Origin of the sequence: Desulfatiglans anilini DSM 4660, assembly GCF_000422285.1 — a bacterium.
Classification (GTDB): domain Bacteria; phylum Desulfobacterota; class DSM-4660; order Desulfatiglandales; family Desulfatiglandaceae; genus Desulfatiglans; species Desulfatiglans anilini.
Genome location: NZ_AULM01000053.1, coordinates 1 through 17,817, shown reverse-complemented (window position 1 = coordinate 17,817; position 17,817 = coordinate 1). Strand labels below are relative to the sequence as shown.

General features: G+C 54.2%; 33 protein-coding genes. All 33 read right to left on the bottom strand.

All coding sequences use genetic code 11. The annotated features are described in order from the left end of the window. Nucleotides 1–200, bottom strand: a 200-nt coding sequence (locus H567_RS28070) for an IS1634 family transposase N-terminal domain-related protein (RefSeq protein WP_492211718.1), incomplete at its 3' end; no start/stop codon positions are given. Nucleotides 201–1,024: 824 nt separating this feature from the next. Next, nucleotides 1,025–2,311, bottom strand: coding sequence for a dihydroorotase (locus tag H567_RS0119510; RefSeq protein ID WP_035255370.1), 1,287 nt, complete (start codon nt 2,309–2,311; stop codon nt 1,025–1,027). Then, nucleotides 2,280–3,239, bottom strand: a complete 960-nt coding sequence (locus H567_RS0119505) for an aspartate carbamoyltransferase catalytic subunit (RefSeq protein ID WP_028322683.1) — start codon at nt 3,237–3,239, stop codon at nt 2,280–2,282. Before H567_RS0119505 ends, H567_RS0119510 begins: the two co-directional genes overlap by 32 nt. A gap of 131 nt (nt 3,240–3,370) precedes the next feature. Then, nucleotides 3,371–3,760: a 50S ribosomal protein L17 gene (gene rplQ, locus H567_RS0119500; RefSeq protein ID WP_028322682.1), complete on the bottom strand. Its 390-nt coding sequence runs from the start codon at nt 3,758–3,760 to the stop codon at nt 3,371–3,373. Beyond that, a complete protein-coding gene (locus H567_RS0119495) occupies nt 3,757–4,791 on the bottom strand; it encodes a DNA-directed RNA polymerase subunit alpha (protein WP_035255372.1) in 1,035 nt (344 codons plus the stop codon). Before H567_RS0119495 ends, rplQ begins: the two co-directional genes overlap by 4 nt. A 102-nt stretch (nt 4,792–4,893) precedes the next feature. Further along, complete coding sequence (gene rpsD, locus H567_RS0119490) at nt 4,894–5,523, bottom strand: 30S ribosomal protein S4 (protein ID WP_028322680.1); 630 nt, start codon at nt 5,521–5,523, stop codon at nt 4,894–4,896. Between the two features lie 90 nt (nt 5,524–5,613). Further along, entirely contained in the window at nt 5,614–6,009 is a 396-nt protein-coding gene (rpsK, locus tag H567_RS0119485; RefSeq protein WP_028322679.1) for a 30S ribosomal protein S11, read from the bottom strand. An 18-nt stretch (nt 6,010–6,027) separates the two neighbouring features. Further along, entirely contained in the window at nt 6,028–6,399 is a 372-nt protein-coding gene (gene rpsM, locus H567_RS0119480) for a 30S ribosomal protein S13 (protein ID WP_028322678.1), read from the bottom strand. 82 nt (nt 6,400–6,481) lie between these two features. After that, nucleotides 6,482–6,595 carry a 50S ribosomal protein L36 gene (rpmJ, locus tag H567_RS28065; RefSeq protein ID WP_084517603.1) on the bottom strand — a complete coding sequence of 38 codons (114 nt, stop codon included), beginning with the start codon at nt 6,593–6,595 and terminating at the stop codon, nt 6,482–6,484. Nucleotides 6,596–6,627: 32 nt separating this feature from the next. Further along, on the bottom strand, nt 6,628–6,849 hold the full coding sequence (gene infA / locus H567_RS0119475) for a translation initiation factor IF-1 (RefSeq protein ID WP_028322677.1): 222 nt from the start codon (nt 6,847–6,849) through the stop codon (nt 6,628–6,630). A gap of 43 nt (nt 6,850–6,892) precedes the next feature. Beyond that, nucleotides 6,893–8,206, bottom strand: coding sequence for a preprotein translocase subunit SecY (gene secY, locus H567_RS0119470; RefSeq protein ID WP_028322676.1), 1,314 nt, complete (start codon nt 8,204–8,206; stop codon nt 6,893–6,895). 16 nt (nt 8,207–8,222) lie between these two features. Then, entirely contained in the window at nt 8,223–8,663 is a 441-nt protein-coding gene (gene rplO / locus H567_RS0119465; RefSeq protein ID WP_028322675.1) for a 50S ribosomal protein L15, read from the bottom strand. A 17-nt stretch (nt 8,664–8,680) separates the two neighbouring features. Further along, a complete protein-coding gene (rpmD, locus tag H567_RS0119460; RefSeq protein ID WP_028322674.1) occupies nt 8,681–8,860 on the bottom strand; it encodes a 50S ribosomal protein L30 in 180 nt (59 codons plus the stop codon). Nucleotides 8,861–8,882: 22 nt separating this feature from the next. Beyond that, nucleotides 8,883–9,386, bottom strand: a complete 504-nt coding sequence (gene rpsE / locus H567_RS0119455; RefSeq protein WP_028322673.1) for a 30S ribosomal protein S5 — start codon at nt 9,384–9,386, stop codon at nt 8,883–8,885. A gap of 58 nt (nt 9,387–9,444) precedes the next feature. Further along, nucleotides 9,445–9,813, bottom strand: coding sequence for a 50S ribosomal protein L18 (gene rplR, locus H567_RS0119450; protein ID WP_028322672.1), 369 nt, complete (start codon nt 9,811–9,813; stop codon nt 9,445–9,447). 87 nt (nt 9,814–9,900) lie between these two features. Continuing rightward, entirely contained in the window at nt 9,901–10,437 is a 537-nt protein-coding gene (rplF, locus tag H567_RS0119445) for a 50S ribosomal protein L6 (RefSeq protein WP_028322671.1), read from the bottom strand. Nucleotides 10,438–10,470: 33 nt separating this feature from the next. After that, nucleotides 10,471–10,869 (bottom strand): 30S ribosomal protein S8, encoded by a 399-nt coding sequence (rpsH, locus tag H567_RS0119440; protein WP_028322670.1) that lies wholly within the window; start codon nt 10,867–10,869, stop codon nt 10,471–10,473. A 44-nt stretch (nt 10,870–10,913) separates the two neighbouring features. Next, on the bottom strand, nt 10,914–11,099 hold the full coding sequence (locus H567_RS28060; protein WP_084517601.1) for a type Z 30S ribosomal protein S14: 186 nt from the start codon (nt 11,097–11,099) through the stop codon (nt 10,914–10,916). Between the two features lie 12 nt (nt 11,100–11,111). Continuing rightward, nucleotides 11,112–11,651 (bottom strand): 50S ribosomal protein L5, encoded by a 540-nt coding sequence (gene rplE / locus H567_RS0119435; RefSeq protein ID WP_028322669.1) that lies wholly within the window; start codon nt 11,649–11,651, stop codon nt 11,112–11,114. A gap of 60 nt (nt 11,652–11,711) precedes the next feature. Beyond that, a complete protein-coding gene (rplX, locus tag H567_RS0119430; RefSeq protein ID WP_028322668.1) occupies nt 11,712–12,041 on the bottom strand; it encodes a 50S ribosomal protein L24 in 330 nt (109 codons plus the stop codon). 37 nt (nt 12,042–12,078) lie between these two features. Next, nucleotides 12,079–12,447 carry a 50S ribosomal protein L14 gene (gene rplN / locus H567_RS0119425; RefSeq protein WP_028322667.1) on the bottom strand — a complete coding sequence of 123 codons (369 nt, stop codon included), beginning with the start codon at nt 12,445–12,447 and terminating at the stop codon, nt 12,079–12,081. A 31-nt stretch (nt 12,448–12,478) separates the two neighbouring features. Next, complete coding sequence (gene rpsQ, locus H567_RS0119420) at nt 12,479–12,742, bottom strand: 30S ribosomal protein S17 (protein WP_028322666.1); 264 nt, start codon at nt 12,740–12,742, stop codon at nt 12,479–12,481. Between the two features lie 12 nt (nt 12,743–12,754). After that, a complete protein-coding gene (gene rpmC, locus H567_RS0119415) occupies nt 12,755–12,958 on the bottom strand; it encodes a 50S ribosomal protein L29 (RefSeq protein ID WP_028322665.1) in 204 nt (67 codons plus the stop codon). A 4-nt stretch (nt 12,959–12,962) separates the two neighbouring features. Further along, the gene (rplP, locus tag H567_RS0119410; RefSeq protein ID WP_028322664.1) at nt 12,963–13,373 is read right to left on the bottom strand and encodes a 50S ribosomal protein L16; all 411 of its coding nucleotides are present in this window, start codon (nt 13,371–13,373) and stop codon (nt 12,963–12,965) included. 5 nt (nt 13,374–13,378) lie between these two features. Then, on the bottom strand, nt 13,379–14,023 hold the full coding sequence (rpsC, locus tag H567_RS0119405) for a 30S ribosomal protein S3 (RefSeq protein ID WP_028322663.1): 645 nt from the start codon (nt 14,021–14,023) through the stop codon (nt 13,379–13,381). Nucleotides 14,024–14,171: 148 nt separating this feature from the next. Next, entirely contained in the window at nt 14,172–14,504 is a 333-nt protein-coding gene (gene rplV / locus H567_RS0119400) for a 50S ribosomal protein L22 (protein ID WP_028322662.1), read from the bottom strand. A gap of 30 nt (nt 14,505–14,534) precedes the next feature. Next, the gene (rpsS, locus tag H567_RS0119395) at nt 14,535–14,825 is read right to left on the bottom strand and encodes a 30S ribosomal protein S19 (protein ID WP_028322661.1); all 291 of its coding nucleotides are present in this window, start codon (nt 14,823–14,825) and stop codon (nt 14,535–14,537) included. 79 nt (nt 14,826–14,904) lie between these two features. Next, entirely contained in the window at nt 14,905–15,732 is an 828-nt protein-coding gene (gene rplB, locus H567_RS0119390) for a 50S ribosomal protein L2 (RefSeq protein ID WP_028322660.1), read from the bottom strand. Between the two features lie 41 nt (nt 15,733–15,773). Beyond that, nucleotides 15,774–16,061, bottom strand: coding sequence for a 50S ribosomal protein L23 (locus tag H567_RS0119385; RefSeq protein WP_028322659.1), 288 nt, complete (start codon nt 16,059–16,061; stop codon nt 15,774–15,776). After that, nucleotides 16,061–16,684, bottom strand: a complete 624-nt coding sequence (rplD, locus tag H567_RS0119380; RefSeq protein WP_028322658.1) for a 50S ribosomal protein L4 — start codon at nt 16,682–16,684, stop codon at nt 16,061–16,063. Before rplD ends, H567_RS0119385 begins: the two co-directional genes overlap by 1 nt. A gap of 31 nt (nt 16,685–16,715) precedes the next feature. Further along, on the bottom strand, nt 16,716–17,336 hold the full coding sequence (gene rplC, locus H567_RS0119375) for a 50S ribosomal protein L3 (protein ID WP_028322657.1): 621 nt from the start codon (nt 17,334–17,336) through the stop codon (nt 16,716–16,718). Between the two features lie 56 nt (nt 17,337–17,392). Continuing rightward, nucleotides 17,393–17,704: a 30S ribosomal protein S10 gene (gene rpsJ / locus H567_RS0119370; RefSeq protein ID WP_028322656.1), complete on the bottom strand. Its 312-nt coding sequence runs from the start codon at nt 17,702–17,704 to the stop codon at nt 17,393–17,395. Between the two features lie 11 nt (nt 17,705–17,715). Then, nucleotides 17,716–17,817 (bottom strand): EF-Tu C-terminal domain-related protein (locus tag H567_RS28055; protein ID WP_153306282.1); only part of this gene is annotated, 102 nt, incomplete at its 5' end.

Genomic DNA, 17,817 nt, shown 5'->3' with positions numbered 1-17,817 from the left:
AGATGCTGCTGGCCGCTCAGCATGGCCTCGATGCAGTTGGCCAGGTCTTTATAGTGTTCCGGTGAGAGGTCGACGGTTCCGAGGTTGAGTATCAAGCGCTGTCTCGGTCCGTTCTTTGTCCGAACGTTTTCGACGAGATGCAAATACTCGTAGACCTTCTTGGAGTGGCGATTGGATTTACGTACCCGTTTAATATACATGCTCAGAGGCATACCACTTATAGAGCCGCCTGTAAAGCAGAAAATGCAGCGATGGGTCACTACAGACGCCAAAAACAAGGCCTGAATACTGAAAAATCAACTACTTATGTCTGTAGATAGGTTGATTTTAGGGCCAAAATAACCCCCAATCTGGGATTTTTGGCAAACTTGGGTTAAAGACCATGCTGTTTGCTCGAGATTTATTTCCTTTGAAAACCCCTTCGATCCGGAATAGGGGCGGCCTCTTTTCCATCCGGAAATGTTCATTGATAGGCATCGCAGAGTCTGTCTGGGCGTTTGCTTCTCCAGTGAGCTACAGATTTTCTCTGCGCAATCAATGGATTTTATAGAAGCTGAACAAACCGGGACCCGCCGCGAGGCGGGGTGCCCGTAAACCCGAACAGTGTGAAAGGAAAAGATTATTTTCGAAGGGAACCCGTCTGGTTTTTGGATGATTTTCGGCCTATCGGGAAAGGACTGCGGGGGATTGGAGCATGGAACACGTGGCAAAGGTCTCTTCGCCCGGCACTGTTCATCTGGGATGATTTCAGAAGATAATAGCTGGCTGCAAAATGGCCGGATGCAAGAGTTGCGAAATTCCCCTGAACCAAACGCACATTCAGCTCTGCCGAGCTGAAACGGGAAAAGTGAAATGCAGCAGATGGATGCTCTTCAGCAGCCTGATCGGCTCATTCAGATCACGGCATCGGCGCTTAAATTGATGATGGCAATTCCGCATGAGGTCTTTCAGCGAAGCATGGATTGCGGACCCCCATCACAGAGAGGAAGTCTTGACTGTCCGTAAAAAGGCTGTGGGGCGGACGCTATGACATGCTTCGCCAGACGACCTTTCCTCCCATCAGGGTCAGGTCATTCCGGCCTTTGAGCACCTTTCCGATGAACGGCGAATTCTTGCTCTTGGAAAGCACATCGGCGGCCTTGAATTCATACTCGATATCAGGATCGATCACAGCCAGATCAGCGATGGACCCCACTTTGAGCTGGCCGCCCTCCAGTCCCAGGATCCTCGAGGGCCGCAGCGAGAGCTTGGCGATCGCCTCCGGCAGGCCCAACACGCCTTCCCGGACCAACGCCAGCGTCAGGGGCAGCGTAGTTTGGAGGCCGATCAATCCGAAGGCCGCCTTGTCGAATTCAATTTCCTTTTCCAGAATGCTGTGCGGTGCATGGTCCGAAGCGATGGCATCAATCACCCCATCGGCCAATCCGCGCTTGATCGCCGAAACATCCTTGAGCGCCCGCAGAGGCGGATTCACCTTTGCGTTGGTATCGTAACCCCTCAAGGCGTTGTGGTCCAGGCTGAAATAATGCGGTGCGGTTTCTGCTGTGACGGGGAGGTTTTCCTCCTTAGCCCGGCGGATCAGCTCAACAGAGTTCGCGGTGCTCACATGCGCAATGTGAACAGGGCATCCGGTCAGGCGCGCAAGGGAGATTTCCCTGTACACCATAATATCTTCAGCCGCATCCGGTATGCCCGCCAGTCCGATCCGGGTGGAAACGACCCCTTCGTGCATCACCCCGTCCCCGCTCAGGGTCCGATCTTCGGAATGAGATATGACCATGAGGCCGTGATACCGGCCATACTCCAAAGCACGCCTCATCAGTTCACTGCTGGCAACGGGAAAACCGTCATCCGAGACAGCAACCGCCCCGGCCTCTTTCAGATCACCGAATTCTGTCAGCACCTCCCCTTTCTGGCCGACGCTGATGGCAGCAATCGGATAAACCTTCGCAAATCCGGCCATCTCCGCCTTCTTCAGAATAAACTCGGTCACCGCACGGCAGTCATTCGGGGGAGCGGTATTAGGCATGCACGCCAACCCTGTGAAACCTCCGGCCAAGGCGGCAAGTGTCCCGGTCGCAATGGTCTCCTTGTATTCAAAACCAGGCTCCCGCAAGTGAACATGCATATCCAGCAGCCCGGGGACAATCATTTTGCCCGCTGCATCAATGACCTCGATCTGGTCTCCCTCAGGCTTGAACACGCCCCTTGGGGGAAGGTGAGTGACAACCCCTTCTTCAATGATCAGGTCAACCTGTTCGATCACACCTTGGACAGGATCAACCAGCTGCCCGTTCTTTATCCACAGCATCCGCCTTAGATCCTCCAATTAACAGATAAAGGATAGCCATGCGCACCGCGACCCCGTTGGCAACCTGATCCAGGATCAGCGATGCGGGGCTGTCAGCGAGCTCCGACGAGATTTCGACGCCGCGGTTGATCGGACCAGGATGCATGATGACGCAATCAGGCTTGGCGGATTTGAGGGCCTCGCTGTCCAACCCGAAGGCGGCGGAATATTCGCGAAGACTCGGAAAAAGGGTTCGCCGCTGCCGCTCCAACTGGATCCTCAGCATCATGACAACATCCTTGTCCCCGATCGCTTCTCGCGGATCAGGGACGACTTCCACCCCAAAGGCTTCCATCCCGAGCGGAATCATGGTCGGCGGACCTCCGATCGTCACCCGCGCCCCCATCTTCGTAAGTCCGATCATGTTCGAACGGGCGACCCGGCTGTGGGCAATATCCCCGATGATGGCAATATTCAAGCCTCGAATACGACCCTTTCTCTCCCGGATCGTATACAAATCCAAGAGGGCCTGGGTCGGATGTTCGTTGATCCCGTCCCCGGCATTTACGACACACGCCTTGACCCCCTTCGCAAGCAGGTGCGGGGCACCGCTCGACGAATGGCGTATGACGATCACGTCCGGACTCATCGCCTGCAAATTGCGGCCCGTATCGATCAGCGTTTCGCCTTTCACCATGCTGCTCGTCGATGCCGACAGACTGAATGTGTCGGCACTGAGACGCTTCGCGGCCACCTCGAAGGATGTCCTGGTCCGCGTGCTGGCCTCATAGAAGAAATTCACGATGCTCTTGCCGCGAAGCGTCGGCACCTTTTTGATCTCGCGCGAAGAGATATCCTTGAACGAATCGGCGGTGTCTAAGATAAGCTGGATATCATCAACCGACAGCTGACCCATACCGAGAAGATCCTTATGGTTGAATTTCCTCACTGGAACCTCTCAAAAAAAACCCCCTTACCGTCGTCCGGCAAGGAGGTTTCTGTTGTAAACCCATCAGCAATCATGCGAGTGGATCTCCCCTTCCGCCCTCCACCTCAGCAGGGCCTAAGACAAGGTCAGCATCACCCCTGCTTCGCCTGCCCCTTGGCCTTCTCCTTCATATTCACAAGCTGAATGATAGACAAAGGCGCGCCATCCCCTTTGCGGATGCCGCTTTTGACAATCCGCACATACCCTCCCTGACGGTCGGTGAAGCGCGGCTTGAGCTCCTCGAAAAGCCGGTGCGCAACCCTGCTCTCCTGCAGATAAGCGATAGCCTGCTTGCGCGCGTGCAAATCACCCCGTTTCGCGAGCGTAATCATCTTCTCTGCAATCGGACGGATCTCCTTCGCCTTCGTGTCAGTCGTCTGGATTTGCTCGTGCGCAAACAGGGAAGTGACCATATTCCGCAGCATCGCCCGGCGATGGCTGGAGTTTCGACTCAACTGTTTCCCTGAATTCTTGTGCCTCATTCGTCCTCACCCTCTTCCTTTCCATCTTCGTCATCCGGCAACTCAAGCTCCGATGCATCAGGGAAGTTCGAGAGCTTCATTCCCAACGAAAGGCCCATTTCTTCCAAAATCGCCTTGATCTCGTTCAGAGACTTGCGCCCGAAATTTTTTGTCTTGAGCATTTCGGCCTCTGTCTTCTGAACCAGTTCCCCGATAAGCCGGATATTCGCATTTTTGAGACAATTGGCGGACCGGACGGACAATTCGAGTTCGGAGACGGGCCTGAAAAGATTCTCGTTCAGTTTCTCCTCCCGCTCCTCCACCTCTTCTTCCACCGGTTCGGGTTCTTCCTCGAAATTGATGAACGGGTTCATCTGTTCCTTCAGAATCTTTGCAGCGTAAGCAACCGCGTCTTCCGGAAAGATGCTCCCGTCAGTCCAGACCTCGAGCGTCAGTTTGTCGTAATCGGTAATCTGCCCGACGCGCGCGTTGCTGACGACATAATTCACCTTTTCGATGGGTGAGAAGATCGCGTCTATCGCTATCGCACCGATCTCCTCCTCACGCCCTTTGTTCCGCTCAGCAGGCACATACCCTTTCCCAGTCCGCACCACCATGGTCATGTCCAGGCGCGCCTCTGCATTGAGGGTGGCGATAAGTTGTTCCGTATTCAGAATCTCGACCAATCCACCGGTTTCAATATCACCAGCCGTTACTTTCCCTTTCCCTTCACGCAAAAGTCGAATCACGGCCTCCTCCCCCTCGAGGAGTTTAAGCTTGACCTCTTTCAGGTTCAAGATAATGTCGGCTACATCCTCATAAACACCGGGGATCGTCGAAAACTCGTGCAACACTCCATCGAACTTCACGCTAACGATACTTGCACCTTGGAGCGAAGACAGCAGTATCCGCCTCAAGGAATTGCCAATGGTAATACCAAAACCTCTCTCCAGCGGTTCACAGGTGAACTTCCCGTACGAGTTCGTATAAGTCTCAGGATCGATCTCAATCCGCCGGGGCTTGATCAGTTCCCGCCAGTTTTTGCTTTTCAGAGCTACCAAGAGGTCTCCCCCATCTTCTTTTATGCAAAGGTTCCGAAGTCTTTCGTCGACAAAGCAAATCCGTCTTCCAGACAACCAACACCCAGCCCTGTCCTACTTCGAATAGAGCTCAACGATCAGCTGTTCCTGGATCGGCATCGTCAAATCCTCACGGTTGGGCAGGGACTTCAGTGTACCGCTGAAATCGCTCTTGTTCACCTCGACCCAATTTGGGATGCCACGCCGCAACACCGTCTCCATCGCATCGACGATCTGATGAACCTTCTGGCTCTCCGCATGCACCTTGATCACATCACCCGGCTTCACCTGATAGGAGGGAATGTTCACTTTTCTATCATTCACGAGAAAGTGGCCGTGCCTTACCAACTGCCGCGCCTGAGTCCGTGAACTGGCGAATCCCATCCTGTAGACAACATTGTCTAGACGCGCTTCGAGGCTCATGAGAAGATTCACACCCGTGATCCCCTTAGCCTGGTCAGCACGGTAATAATATCCCCGAAACTGCTTCTCAAGCACGCCGTAAATACGCTTCACCTTCTGCTTTTCACGAAGCTGGGTCCGGTAGTCAGAGTATTTTCCCCCACGCCGCTGGCCGTGCTGTCCAGGCGCGTACGGCCTCCTCTCAAAAGCACACTTATCGCTGTAACAACGATCACCTTTCAGGAACAATTTAAGATTTTCCCGCCGACATAATCTGCAGGACGAGCCACAATATCTGGCCAAAACAGCCCCTCCTCAAAAAATCCAGTGTGTTATCTTCACTCGATCCTCTCCCGCCGAGATACCCGCCCAGGGATGAGGTCGATCCATGCCTCAGACCCTGCGCCGTTTCGGGGGCCTGCAGCCGTTGTGCGGAATGGGGGTCACGTCGCGGATCATGTTGACACTGAAACCTTCGACCTGCAGAGCGCGCAGCGCTGCCTCCCGACCCACACCGGGACCCTTCACGCGCACCTCGGCAGTCTTCATACCCTGGTCCATAGCCTGCCGGATCGCATCACGCGCCGCCAGCTGCGCCGCGAAAGGCGTGCTCTTCCGGGATCCCTTGAATCCTGATCTGCCCGCACTCGATTGCGCGATGACCCGCCCATCGGGGTCGGTAACCGTAACGATGGTATTATTGAATGTGGATTGAATGTGTACCACCCCAGTAGGGACGTTCTTTTTTTCCTTTTTGACCTTTCCTCTTTTCCTAGCGGTCTTAGCCATCTCGCACCCTTCGTATCGTTATTTCTTTCTCTTCCCCATTACGGCACGTCTCGGACCCTTGCGCGTCCGGGCGTTGGTACTTGTCCTTTGCCCGCGGACAGGCAACCCTTTTCTGTGCCTCAAACCACGGTACGCGCCAAGATCCATCAGCCGCTTGATGTTCATGGACACTTCGCGGCGCAGATCACCTTCAACCTTATGATGCTCGTCGATGATCTTCCGAATCTGCGTCACCTGCTCGCCGCTCAAATCGTCCGATTTCGTATCCCAATCAATCCCAGCCTCGGAAAGGATCCTCTGGGATGTCGTGCGGCCGATGCCGTAAATATAGGTGAGGGCGATTTCGGCTCGTTTCCCTTTAGGCAAATCGACACCAGCAATTCTAGCCAATCCTCTACTCCTTTTTCTAAGCGAATAGTAAACGCAACCGTTCAGCAGCGAAGCGACAACCTCCGCCGCATCTATCCATGGCTCAACCCTGCCGCTGCTTGTGACGCGGGTTTTCACAAATGACGCGCACGACACCTTTACGCTTCACCACTTTGCATTTTTTGCAAATACGCTTCACCGACGGTTTAACCTTCATGATCCATTATCCTTCCTCTGGCTTGCTTCCTGCTACTTTTGACCCCGATAAACGATCCGGCCTCTCGTCAAATCATATGGCGAAAGCTCGACAACCACCGTGTCTCCGGGCAAAATCTTGATGAAATGCATCCGCATCTTCCCCGAAATATGCCCCAAGACCCTGTGGCCGTTTTTGAGCTCAACCCTAAACATGGCATTGGGAAGCGTCTCGATGACAACACCCTCAACCTCAATTGCCTCTTCTTTCGCCATACCCCCTCTCAGGCCCCCCGTGTATGGTTCACCGCCATAGACGTTAACGCGTCCTTCCAAAACCCTTTTTCATGAAGCCCTCATAATGACGCGTCAACATATGCGACTCAATCTGATTTGTCGTATCCATAGCCACACCGACAACGATCAGCAACGCCGTTCCACCAAAGTAAAAAGGCACATTGAGCCGGTAAATCAATATCTCAGGCAATATGCAGATAAGCGACACATAAATCGCCCCAGCGAACGTGATTCTCGTCAAAACACGATCGATATATTCGGCGGTGTTCTTCCCGGGCCTGATACCTGGAATAAAGCCGCCGTAGCGCTTCATATTGTCTGCGACATCAACTGGATTGAAGTGCACAGCCGTGTAAAAATAGCAGAAAAAGAATATGAAGGCAACGTATATCAAAGTATAGACGATATGTCCGGGAGAAAGGGTGTTTACGACCGCCTGCAACCAGGGAATTTTTTCAACGTTCAAAAAATTGGCAATCGTCGCCGGGAACATGATAATCGACGATGCGAAGATCGGCGGGATAACCCCGGCCGTATTGATCTTCAGCGGCAGATGGGTGCTCTGTCCTCCGTACATACGACGCCCTACCACCCGTTTGGCATATTGAACCGGTATCCTGCGCTGCCCTCGCTCGACAAAAACGATCACTCCAATCACGACGATCATGAATGCCAGCAAAAGCACCATGAAGAACGGCGCGATCTCACCGGTTCCCATTAGACGGAAGGTGTTCACCACCGCAACAGGCAAGCCCGCCACGATGCCGGCAAAAATAATCAGAGAAATCCCGTTCCCTATTCCTCGCTCCGTGATCTGCTCACCGAGCCACATGAGGAACGCTGTTCCGGCTGTCAATGTCACGACTGCCAAAAGGCGGAAACCCCAACCCCCCGCCGGAACCACCATTGCGCCGCCGGGGCTTGACATCCTCTCCAGCCCGACCGCAATACCGAAGCCTTGGATCACGCTGAGGACGATTGTACCGTAGCGAGTGTACTGAACGATCTTTTTCCGCCCCTGCTCGCCTTCCTTTTTCAACTTTTCAAGATAGGGAATTACGACAGACAGCAGTTCGATGATAATGGAGGCGCTGATATAAGGCATAATGCCGAGCGCCATCACGGACATCTGACTCAGCGCTCCTCCGGAAAACATATCAAACAGACCGAAAAGCGTTCCCTGCTGCGCGTTGAAAAAAGCAGCAAGCGCAGTGCCGTCGATCCCGGGGGTCGGAATATGACATCCAAGCCGGTATACCGCCAGCATCATGAGCGTAAACAGGATCCGCTTCTTGAGCTCCGGAATCTTGGGAATGTTCTGAAAGCCGCCTATCAACGCACCCCTCCGCGGGTTAGATGATCTCTACCCTGCCACCGATCGCCTCGATTTTCTCTCTGGCCGACCGACTGACCCGATGAACGCGCACCACCATTGGGTGCTGCAACTCTCCGTTGCCGAGCAACTTCACCCCGGCGCGATCTTTCCGAAGGAGCCCGGCCTGCTGCAAAGCCTCTACGTCTACCGTGGCATCGCGCTCAAACCGATTCAAAACCTCCAGATTGACCACTGAAAATTCAGTCCTGAAGGGATTCTTGAACCCACGCTTCGGAAGACGTCGCTGCAAGGGCATCTGCCCCCCCTCGAATCCAGGGCTCGCACCGCCCCCCGAGCGTGACCGCTGCCCCTTGCTGCCACGGCAGGCAGTCTTGCCGTGCCCGGATCCTGGTCCTCTGCCGACTCTCTTACGGTTCTTCCTCGATCCCTCTGCGGGCCTCAGTTCATTTAGTTTCATAGCGTTTCCCTAGCTGGCTAATCGATCTTGACAAGAAACGACACCTTGTTGATCATGCCGCGGATCGCGGGGGTATTCTTCAACTCTACAGTCTTGTTGAGCCGCGTCAGGCCCAAACCCTTCAGCGTTTCACGCATCCTGCGGTCCTTCCCGATGCCGCTCTTCACAAGCGTAACCTTGATCGTGTCTGCTGCCATCGTATGCCTTCTCTTCTGGTTCCTAGCGGATTAATTCCTCGGGAGACTTCTCTCTGCGGCGCGCAATCTCCTCCAGCCCCCTGAGTGAGCGCAGCCCCACAACCGTCGCCCGGACGATATTATGCGGATTATGGGAGCCAAGGCATTTCGTGAGAATATTCTGAACTCCGGCGGCCTCGAGAACAGCACGCACTGCGCCCCCGGCGATCAGCCCGGTTCCGGCCCTTGCGGGCCTCAAAAGGACCCTCCCGGCACCCCACTGTCCGACGATCTCGTGCGGGATAGACGTGTCCACGAGCGAAACCTTCTTCATGTCCCGCTTCGCCCTCTCGACGCCCTTTTTTATCGCCTCGGGAACCTCGTTCGCCTTTCCAAGGCCAGTTCCCACCGTCCCTCTGCCGTCGCCGACGATCACCAGCGCACTGAAGCTGAACCGCCGCCCACCCTTGACGACCTTCGCCACACGGTTGATGTGCACGACCTTTTCAATCAGTTCTTTTCCTTCTTCTTCTTTGAACAATGCCACTCTCCCGAATTTATTTGACAGGTTGCATGGAGGGCGCGGGCCCTGGAAAAAAACCCATTTAGAATTCCAGCCCCTGACCGCGGGCCGCTTCAGATAGTGCCTTCACCCGCCCATGGTACAGAAAGCCGTTTCTGTCGAAAACAACGCTGCGGATGCCCCTTTCCAGCGCTCTCTGAGCGATCTCGGAGCCAATCAGAGCCGCTTCTCCGACATTTCCCTTCGGCTGCGGCAGCTTCTCTCTAAGGTCTTTCGACACCGTTGAGGCCTGGGCGAGCACACTTCCGGTCGAATCGTCTATAATCTGGGCGTATATGTGCCTGGAGCTTCGAAAAACACATAGTCTCGGCCTCTCCGAGGTACCCAGCACCTTCTTTCGAACCCGCCTCTGCCTTCTTTTTCTAGCTTCGGCACTGCTTACAGATCCCATCTAGTCAACCTCTTCCACGATATTTTGCCTTAAGCACGTCAGGAAACCACAGCCAATCGGGCGCAACACGACGGAACCAACGGTCGCCTATTTCCCGCCAGCCTTACCGGCCTTCCGTTTGATCTGCTCCTCAGCATACTTTACGCCCTTTCCCTTATACGGCTCGGGGGGCCTGAAATGACGGATCTTGGCTGCCGTTAAACCCAATTTCTCCCTGTCGATCCCACTGAGCACAATCTTGGTCTTTTCGATACGGGCGTCGATCCCATCAGGAAGTTCGAATTGGATCGGGTGGGAGTATCCGAGATTCAGAACCGCAACGCGACCGTTCAGTTCTGCCCGATACCCGACTCCGACGATTTCCAGCGTTCTTTCAAAGCCTTTGGTCACACCCGTCACCATGTTGTCGATCAAGACCCTGTATAAGCCGTGGACTGATCGGGCTTCGCGCGAATCATCAACCGCATTGACACGGATGTCATTTTCACCGACCTCCACTTTGACTTTGGGGTGGAGCGGCCGGGTAAGTTCCCCTTTCGGTCCACGCACCTTGATCTCGTCTCCATCGATACTGACGGACACCTTCTCCGGGTTCGGTATCGGCCTTTTCCCTATACGAGACATTCAAACCTCCGCTATTCCCAAATACAACCGCGATTACCAGACAGCGCAAAGGATCTCGCCGCCGAGCCCCTGCTTCATGGCCTCGCGGTCCGTCATCATCCCCTTGGATGTGGACACGATGTTGATACCCAATCCATTCAGAACAGGCGGTATCTCCTCATGTCCTTTATAAACGCGGCAGCTCGGTTTGCTCACCCGTTTGATCCCGTCTATCACCGGAGAGCCGTCCTTGTCATAGCGTAAAAAGATCCGTATCTGTCGGTGCCGCCCGTCGGAAACCATTTTGAAATTTTTGATATACCCTTCGGATTTCAGCACCTTCACCATATTCAACTTCACTCTTGAGGCGGGTACATCCAGGACTTCATGAGACGCGCGCAAGGCGTTTCTGATGCGAGTGAGCATGTCCGCGATGGGGTCCGTCATTGTCATCCCAAAAACTCCTTCATACCATTCTCGTTAAGGGCCATCCATTCTCACCAGCTGGATTTGACCACGCCGGGTATCTCACCGCTCAAGGCCAGATTTCTAAAACATATCCGGCAGATGCCGAATTTTCTCAGATATGCCCGGCTGCGGCCGCACATAGGGCAACGATTGTAGTTACGTGTGGAAAATTTGGCCTTTCTCTGTGCCTTTACAATAAGCGATGTCCGAGCCAAAATAACCCCCTATCAATTACGAAATGGCATTCCAAGTTGTTTCAACATGAACAGGGCCTCGTCATCGGTCCTGGCACTGGACACAATCGAGATATTGATGCCCTTTACCTTGTCGATCTTGTCATACTCGATTTCCGGGAAAATAATATGCTCCTTTATCCCGATGCTGCAATTCCCCATTCCGTCAAAGATTTTGTCCGAAATTCCACGGAAATCGCGCACACGGGGCAAGGCGATATTGAACAGCTTATCAAGGAACTCGAACATCCGCACATGCCGAAGGGTCACCATGCATCCGATGGGCATCCCCTGGCGCAGTTTGAAACCGGCGATGGATTTCTTCGCCTTTGTTATGAGTGCCTTCTGACCGGCAATTCGTGTCAGTTCGTCGATACCGTAATCCAGCACCTTGATGTTCTGAATCGCCTCGCCAAGCCCCATATTCAACACAACCTTCTCTATCCTGGGGACTGCCATGATGGAGGTGTAACCGAATTCCTTCATCAGGGCGGGTACTACCTCAGTCTCATACTTTTCTTTCAATCGAGACACGTTGTCCTCCTCGAAGCCGATCCATCAGGAATCGGAAATAAACCAGGACGCCCCGCCATATCAGGCGTCCACCGCTTCCCCACATTTCCTGCAGGTTCGGATCTTTGTTCCGTCCTCAAGGACACGCTTGCCGATCCTCGTCGCCTCAGCACACTTGTTGCACACGACCATGACGTTCGAGATGTGTAAGGAAGCCTCCTTCTCGATGATCCCACCCTGTCCCGTGCGCGGGTTCGGCTTGGCATGCCTCTTGACCACGTTTACCTTTTCGACAATCAACCGCCCCTTTTCAGAATCGACTTTGAGCACGGTACCGATCTTTCCTTTTTCCTTGCCGGCGATGACCATTACCTTGTCATTCTTTTTGATTGTAGGATGTTTCTTCAGCACTTTAAAGGCTCCTTATCCGCAACGGTCCTCGGGGCATCTACAGCACCTCGGGTGCAAGCGAAACAATTTTCATAAAATTCTTGGCCCGCAGTTCCCGGGCCACCGGGCCGAAGATTCGGGTTCCGATCGGCTCTTTCTGCGTATTGATAAGAACGGCGGAGTTGTCATCAAATTTGATGTAAGATCCATCCGGCCTACGGATCTCCTTCTTGGTCCTGACGATGACCGCTTTGGCCACGTCGCCCTTCTTCACCTTCGAGTTTGGCATCGCCTCCTTGATCGAGACGACGATGATGTCGCCTACACCGGCATAACGCCTCTTTGCTCCCCCAAGGACCTTGATGCAAGACAGGAGTTTAGCGCCGGAGTTATCCGCCACTTTAAGCTGACTTTCCATCTGTATCATATGTCGTCTCCAACCACAGACCTGTTAACCGCTAAAGCGTCACTGCCTTCTCAAGAATCTCGATCACTTGCCATCGCTTCCGCTTGCTGAGGGGTCGGCTTTCGACGATGCGAACCTTGTCCCCAATTTCACATAGGTTCTTGGGGTCATGCGCCAGATATTTAGCATGTCTGCGGAGGTATTTCCCGTAGCTCTTATCACGGGTCAAATGCTCGACAATGACACCAGCCGTCTTGTCCATCTTATTACTGACAACGGTGCCGACCAGTTTTCTGCGTAAGCCTCGCTCTGCCATCGTCTCCTCGCCCTAGTCAGTCATATTGCGCGTTTTGTTTTCCACAAGAATCGTCTTGACCCTTGCCAAGTCGCGCTTGGTCTTGCAGATCATTGCCGTATTCCCGAGCTGGCCCGTAGCCTTCTGAAACCTCAGATTAAACAGCTCCTGACTGAGGTCCTTCTCCTTCTGCCGCAATTCACCCGCACTCAGATCTCTCAATTCTTTCGCCTTCATCGCGTCATGATCTCCTGCTGACAAAGCGGGTTGCAAAAGGAAGCTTAAATCCGGCCAGACGAAATGCCTCCCCTGCAACATTTTCGGCTACACCTTCAAGCTCGTAAAGAATTCTCCCGGGCTTCACGACCGCCACCCAGGCTTCGGGCGCTCCTTTCCCCTTGCCCATCCGCGTTTCTGCAGGCTTCTTGCTGATGGGCTTATCCGGAAAGATCCGAATCCAAATCTTGCCGCCACGCTTGACATGACGCGTTACTGCGACACGGGCGGCCTCGATCTGCTGTGCGCTCATATGCCCGCACTCCACCGCCTGCAGCCCGTAGTCCCCGAATTCGAGGGTGTTGCCACGCATGGCCTTCCCTTTCGTGCGGCCTTTCTGTCTCTTGCGATATTTGACCTTCTTAGGGCTAAGCATAACATCTATTCCTTCTTGCTCTTTTCAGGGAGTATCTCACCCTTGAAGATGGTTACCTTGACTCCTATCACGCCATAAGTGGTAAAGGCCTTGGCGAAGCCATAATCGACATCGGCACGAATGGTATGCAACGGAACCCTGCCCTCTCGATACCATTCACGGCGCGCCATCTCAGCACCGCCAAGCCGTCCCGCACACGCGATCTTGATGCCTTGCGCTCCGAAGCGCAGGGAGGAGCTGACAGCCTTTTTCATCGCTCGGCGAAAAGCGATCCGCCGCACGAGCTGCATTGCCACGTTCTCAGCAACAAGTTGAGCTTCCACCTCAGGCTTCCGCACTTCCTGGATATCCACGATAATCTCACGCTTGACCTGCTTCTCGAGCTCCCTCTTCAACTTCTCGATCTCAGTGCCCTTCTTGCCGATTACGATGCCAGGCCTTGCGGTGTGAATCCGAATCCGGATCTTGCTTGCAGCCCGCTCAATCTCAATCTTTGCGACACCAGCCTGCTGGAGCTTCTCCTTGAGGAATTTGCGGATCTTGAAATCTTCGAGCACGAATTCGGAGTATTCCTTCCCCGCAAACCACCTTGAATCCCAGTTCTTGTTGATCCCCAGCCTGAAACCGACGGGATGAACTTTCTGTCCCAATTGACACCTCCAGCATGGTCAAGCATTACAGCCGCCGTGACAGCGGCCGACTCATCATCTCAAAAAAACCCTGTGTCTCACCCCTCCCCGCGGTCATAATCTTCCGCACACGTCAGCAACCCCCGGGGAGTAGTAGCTTGCAGGCTGCCTATGCCTCATCCAGAACAACCGTCAAGTGGCTCGTCCGCTTTCGGATACGCGTCGCACGACCGAGCGCTCTCGGTCTCCACCGCTTCATCAGAGGCCCTTCATCGGCGTAAATACGCTTGATATATAGTCTGTCCACGTCAGCCCCGGCATTCTGCTCCGCATTGGCAATCGCAGACTGAACCAGCTTCCGAAGGATACGCGCCCCTTTCTGAGGGGCATAGCCAAGCCTCTGAACCGCCTCGTCAACCCTTCTTCCCCTCACTTCGTCCATGACCAGCCGGATCTTCTGCGGGGAGATATGCACAAACCTTGCTTTTGCAGTCGTTTCCATCTCTTTGCCTTCAGCTTTAATACCCGCAGGCTACTTTTTCTTGCCCTTGAGTTTCGATTTCTTGTCCCCGGCATGACCATAGAAGGTGCGTGTCGGTGCAAATTCGCCCAGCTTGTGCCCTACCATGTCCTCCGAAACAAAGACGGGCAAAAACTTCTTACCGTTATGAACGGCGAAGGTAAGTCCGACAAATTCCGGTAGTATGGTCGACCTGCGGGACCACGTCTTGATGATCTTCCTGCTCTGCGTTTCTGCAGCCACCTGCGCCTTTTTCAACAGATGGTCGTCCACAAAAGGACCTTTTTTCAGGGATCTCGGCAAAGTTATTCCTCCTCACGCTCGGTAGCCGTATTCCGACCAAACACCATAGCGGGTCGAGCGGGACGGCCATACCACTAAATCACTTTTTGCTTCTTCGCTTAACGATGAGCTTATCGCTGGCTTTCCTGACTCGGGTCTTGTAACCCTTTGTCGGAACGCCCCATGGGGTCACAGGATGACGGCCTCCAGAGGATTTCCCCTCGCCGCCCCCATGCGGATGGTCTACCGGGTTCATGGCAACGCCTCTCACATGAGGACGCTTGCCCAGCCAACGGTTCCTTCCGGCCTTGCCAGCCGACAGGATCTCATGCTCCAGATTACCAACCTGACCGATGGTAGCGCGGCAGTCCTGCAAAACCGCTCTGACTTCACCAGAAGGCAGCTTGATCTGGGCGTACTTGCCCTCTTTAGCCATGAGCTGCGCATAGGCGCCGGCGCTCCGGACCATCTGGCCCCCATGGCCGAGATTCATTTCGATATTATGAATATGCGTCCCCAAAGGGATCAACCTGAGTGGCAGACAATTCCCCGTCCGAACCTCCGCTTCGGGTCCAGAGAATACCTGGTCGCCGACCTGGAGTTTGTGGGGCGCGATGATATACCGTTTCTCGCCGTCGGCATAATGCAGAAGCGCGATCCGGGCACCCCTGTTCGGGTCGTACTCGATTGCAGCGACCTTGGCGGGGATTGAATCCTTCTCTCTATGAAAGTCAATGACCCGGTAGCGACGCTTGTGTCCGCCCCCTTTATGGCGGGCAGTCAATCTGCCTAGCGCATTCCGTCCACCGGAACTCTTGAGCGGCCTCAGCAGAGTCTTCTCGGGCTCTTTCTTGGTGATTTCCTCGAATGTCGATGTCGTCTGGTATCGCCTTCCAGGGGAGGTCGGCTTGTGTTTTCTTATAGCCATGCTATATTCTCCGCAGCGCCCTCTCGGCCCCGTCTCCGGGTTTAAAGTCCTTCGAATAATTCAATATTTTCGCCGGGCGCAAGTTTGACAATCGCCTTTTTCCAGTCGGAACGCTTCCCGAAATGGCGACCGACACGGCGCTTTTTACCCTGTACATTCACCGTGCGGACATCAAGAACCTTTACCTTGAAAAGCTTCTCGACCGCCTTTCGAATCTCGATCTTGTTCGCGTGCTTGTGCACCTTGAAAGAAATTCGGTTGGCCTGGCTCTTCTGCAGCCCGGACTTCTCGGTGATATGCGGGGCTTCGATGACCTGATAGGTGTCCACTACGATATCAGTGCCTCCTCTATCCTGTCGATGGCAGGCTTCTCAAGGAACAGATGGTCGAACTTCAGGAGGTCGTACACATTCAACCCCTCTGAACGTAGGACCTTCACCCAGGGAACATTCCTTGAAGACTTCTCCAGTTTCTCGTTTTTATCGGCAGTTACAATCAAGGCCTTCGTGACATCGAAACGGCGCATGACCCCGACAAACGACTTCGTCTTGATCTCAGGCAGACTGAAATCCTCGACAATGAACAGTTGGCTCCCTGTCAGTTTGTCGCTCAGCGCCATCCGCAAGGCGGCCTTGCGTACCTTCTTGCTCACCTTTTTCACGTACGCCCTCGGCTGGGGTCCAAAGGCGACCCCTCCGCCACGCCGCGTCGGTGAAGAAGCCGATCCCGCTCTCGCCCTTCCGGTCCCCTTCTGTCTGTATAGTTTCCGCGTTGAGGCATTCACAAGGGAACGGCTCTTACAAGCCGCAGTTCCAGCCCTGCGCCGGTTCACCTGAGAAACCACGACCTCGTGCAGGACATGCTCTTTGACCGGCACGCTGAAGATCTCATCCTTCAGTTCCGTTTCAGAAATCTTCTCTTTCCGAAGATTGTATACGTCTATAAGAGTCATTCTAAGCCTCTGTTCTCTCACCCTACCCGATTCAGACCTTGCAGATCTCGACGATGCTGTTCCGGCTCCCGGGAACGGCCCCCTTGAGCATAAGCAGATTCATCTCAGGGCGCACATCGACCACCCGGATGTTCTTGACCGTCAGGCGCTGTGTCCCCATTCGACCCGGCAGTTTTTTGCCCTTGATCACACGACCGGGGGTGGTGTTGCAGCCAATGGATCCCGGAACCCGGTGAGACCGGCTTCCGTGCGTCTTCCGGCCGCCGCCAAATCCCCATCTTTTCATAACGCCTGCAAAGCCGCGCCCTTTGCTCGTGCCGACGATGTTAACGGTCTCGCCAGGGAAGAAAACATCTACCGTAATCTCCTGTCCGAGCTCGAACATCTGAGGGTCGTCCACCTTCACCTCGCGCAGATGAGCGAATCCACCTTTGCCTGCAGCCTTGAAGTGCCCTTGCAAAGGCTTGTTGAGCCGCTTCTCGGGCTTCGATTCATAGCCAACCTGGACAGCGGCGTACCCATCCTTCTCCGGAGTCTTCTTTTGCACAACAACGCAGGGGCCCACTTTCAGCAGCGTCACCGGTACGCTTTTGCCTTCCTCGACAAAAACACGTGTCATGCCTATCTTTTTTCCAAGTAGCCTGTTAAGCATCTGAATCAGCTCCAATCCGCAGCCCGGCACGGCGGCCGTCTAACCTCTTTTCACCTCTAGAGTTTGATCTCCACATCCACACCCGCAGCCAAATCCAGCTTCATCAAGGCGTCGACCGTCTGCTGGGTTGGCTCGAGAATATCCAGAAGCCGCTTATGGGTTCTTATTTCGAACTGCTCTCGCGATTTCTTGTTTACATGGGGAGATCTCAACACACAATATTTATTGATGACCGTCGGTAAAGGGATCGGCCCGGCAACCCGCGCACCCGTCTCCCTGGCCGTTTCAAGGATCTCCATCGCCGACTGATCAAGCAGCTTGTGGTCATAAGCCTTTAAGCGTATCCGGATCTTCTGGTTGGCTAACATTCGCATATTCCTTATTCAATAATTTCACTGATGACGCCGGCGCCGACCGTTCTGCCGCCCTCACGGATGGCGAACCGCAGTTCCTTCTCCATCGCAATCGGCGTGATCAGCTT

Bases quoted from the DNA above. Each gene is read 5' to 3' on its own strand.
- H567_RS0119510 (WP_035255370.1), bottom strand. From the start codon at position 2,311: ATGCTGTGGATAAAGAACGGGCAGCTGGTTGATCCTGTCCAAGGTGTG.
- rplQ (WP_028322682.1), bottom strand. From the start codon at position 3,760: ATGAGGCACAAGAATTCAGGGAAACAGTTGAGTCGAAACTCCAGCCAT.
- rpsK (WP_028322679.1), bottom strand. From the start codon at position 6,009: ATGGCTAAGACCGCTAGGAAAAGAGGAAAGGTCAAAAAGGAAAAAAAG.
- rpmJ (WP_084517603.1), bottom strand. From the start codon at position 6,595: ATGAAGGTTAAACCGTCGGTGAAGCGTATTTGCAAAAAATGCAAAGTG.
- infA (WP_028322677.1), bottom strand. From the start codon at position 6,849: ATGGCGAAAGAAGAGGCAATTGAGGTTGAGGGTGTTGTCATCGAGACG.
- rplO (WP_028322675.1), bottom strand. From the start codon at position 8,663: ATGAAACTAAATGAACTGAGGCCCGCAGAGGGATCGAGGAAGAACCGT.
- rpmD (WP_028322674.1), bottom strand. From the start codon at position 8,860: ATGGCAGCAGACACGATCAAGGTTACGCTTGTGAAGAGCGGCATCGGG.
- rplR (WP_028322672.1), bottom strand. From the start codon at position 9,813: ATGGGATCTGTAAGCAGTGCCGAAGCTAGAAAAAGAAGGCAGAGGCGG.
- rplF (WP_028322671.1), bottom strand. From the start codon at position 10,437: ATGTCTCGTATAGGGAAAAGGCCGATACCGAACCCGGAGAAGGTGTCC.
- rpsH (WP_028322670.1), bottom strand. From the start codon at position 10,869: ATGACAATGACGGACCCCATCGCGGACATGCTCACTCGCATCAGAAAC.
- rplN (WP_028322667.1), bottom strand. From the start codon at position 12,447: ATGATACAGATGGAAAGTCAGCTTAAAGTGGCGGATAACTCCGGCGCT.
- rpsQ (WP_028322666.1), bottom strand. From the start codon at position 12,742: ATGGCAGAGCGAGGCTTACGCAGAAAACTGGTCGGCACCGTTGTCAGT.
- rpmC (WP_028322665.1), bottom strand. From the start codon at position 12,958: ATGAAGGCGAAAGAATTGAGAGATCTGAGTGCGGGTGAATTGCGGCAG.
- rplP (WP_028322664.1), bottom strand. From the start codon at position 13,373: ATGCTTAGCCCTAAGAAGGTCAAATATCGCAAGAGACAGAAAGGCCGC.
- rplV (WP_028322662.1), bottom strand. From the start codon at position 14,504: ATGGAAACGACTGCAAAAGCAAGGTTTGTGCATATCTCCCCGCAGAAG.
- rplB (WP_028322660.1), bottom strand. From the start codon at position 15,732: ATGGCTATAAGAAAACACAAGCCGACCTCCCCTGGAAGGCGATACCAG.
- rplD (WP_028322658.1), bottom strand. From the start codon at position 16,684: ATGACTCTTATAGACGTATACAATCTTCGGAAAGAGAAGATTTCTGAA.
- rplC (WP_028322657.1), bottom strand. From the start codon at position 17,336: ATGCTTAACAGGCTACTTGGAAAAAAGATAGGCATGACACGTGTTTTT.
- rpsJ (WP_028322656.1), bottom strand. From the start codon at position 17,704: ATGTTAGCCAACCAGAAGATCCGGATACGCTTAAAGGCTTATGACCAC.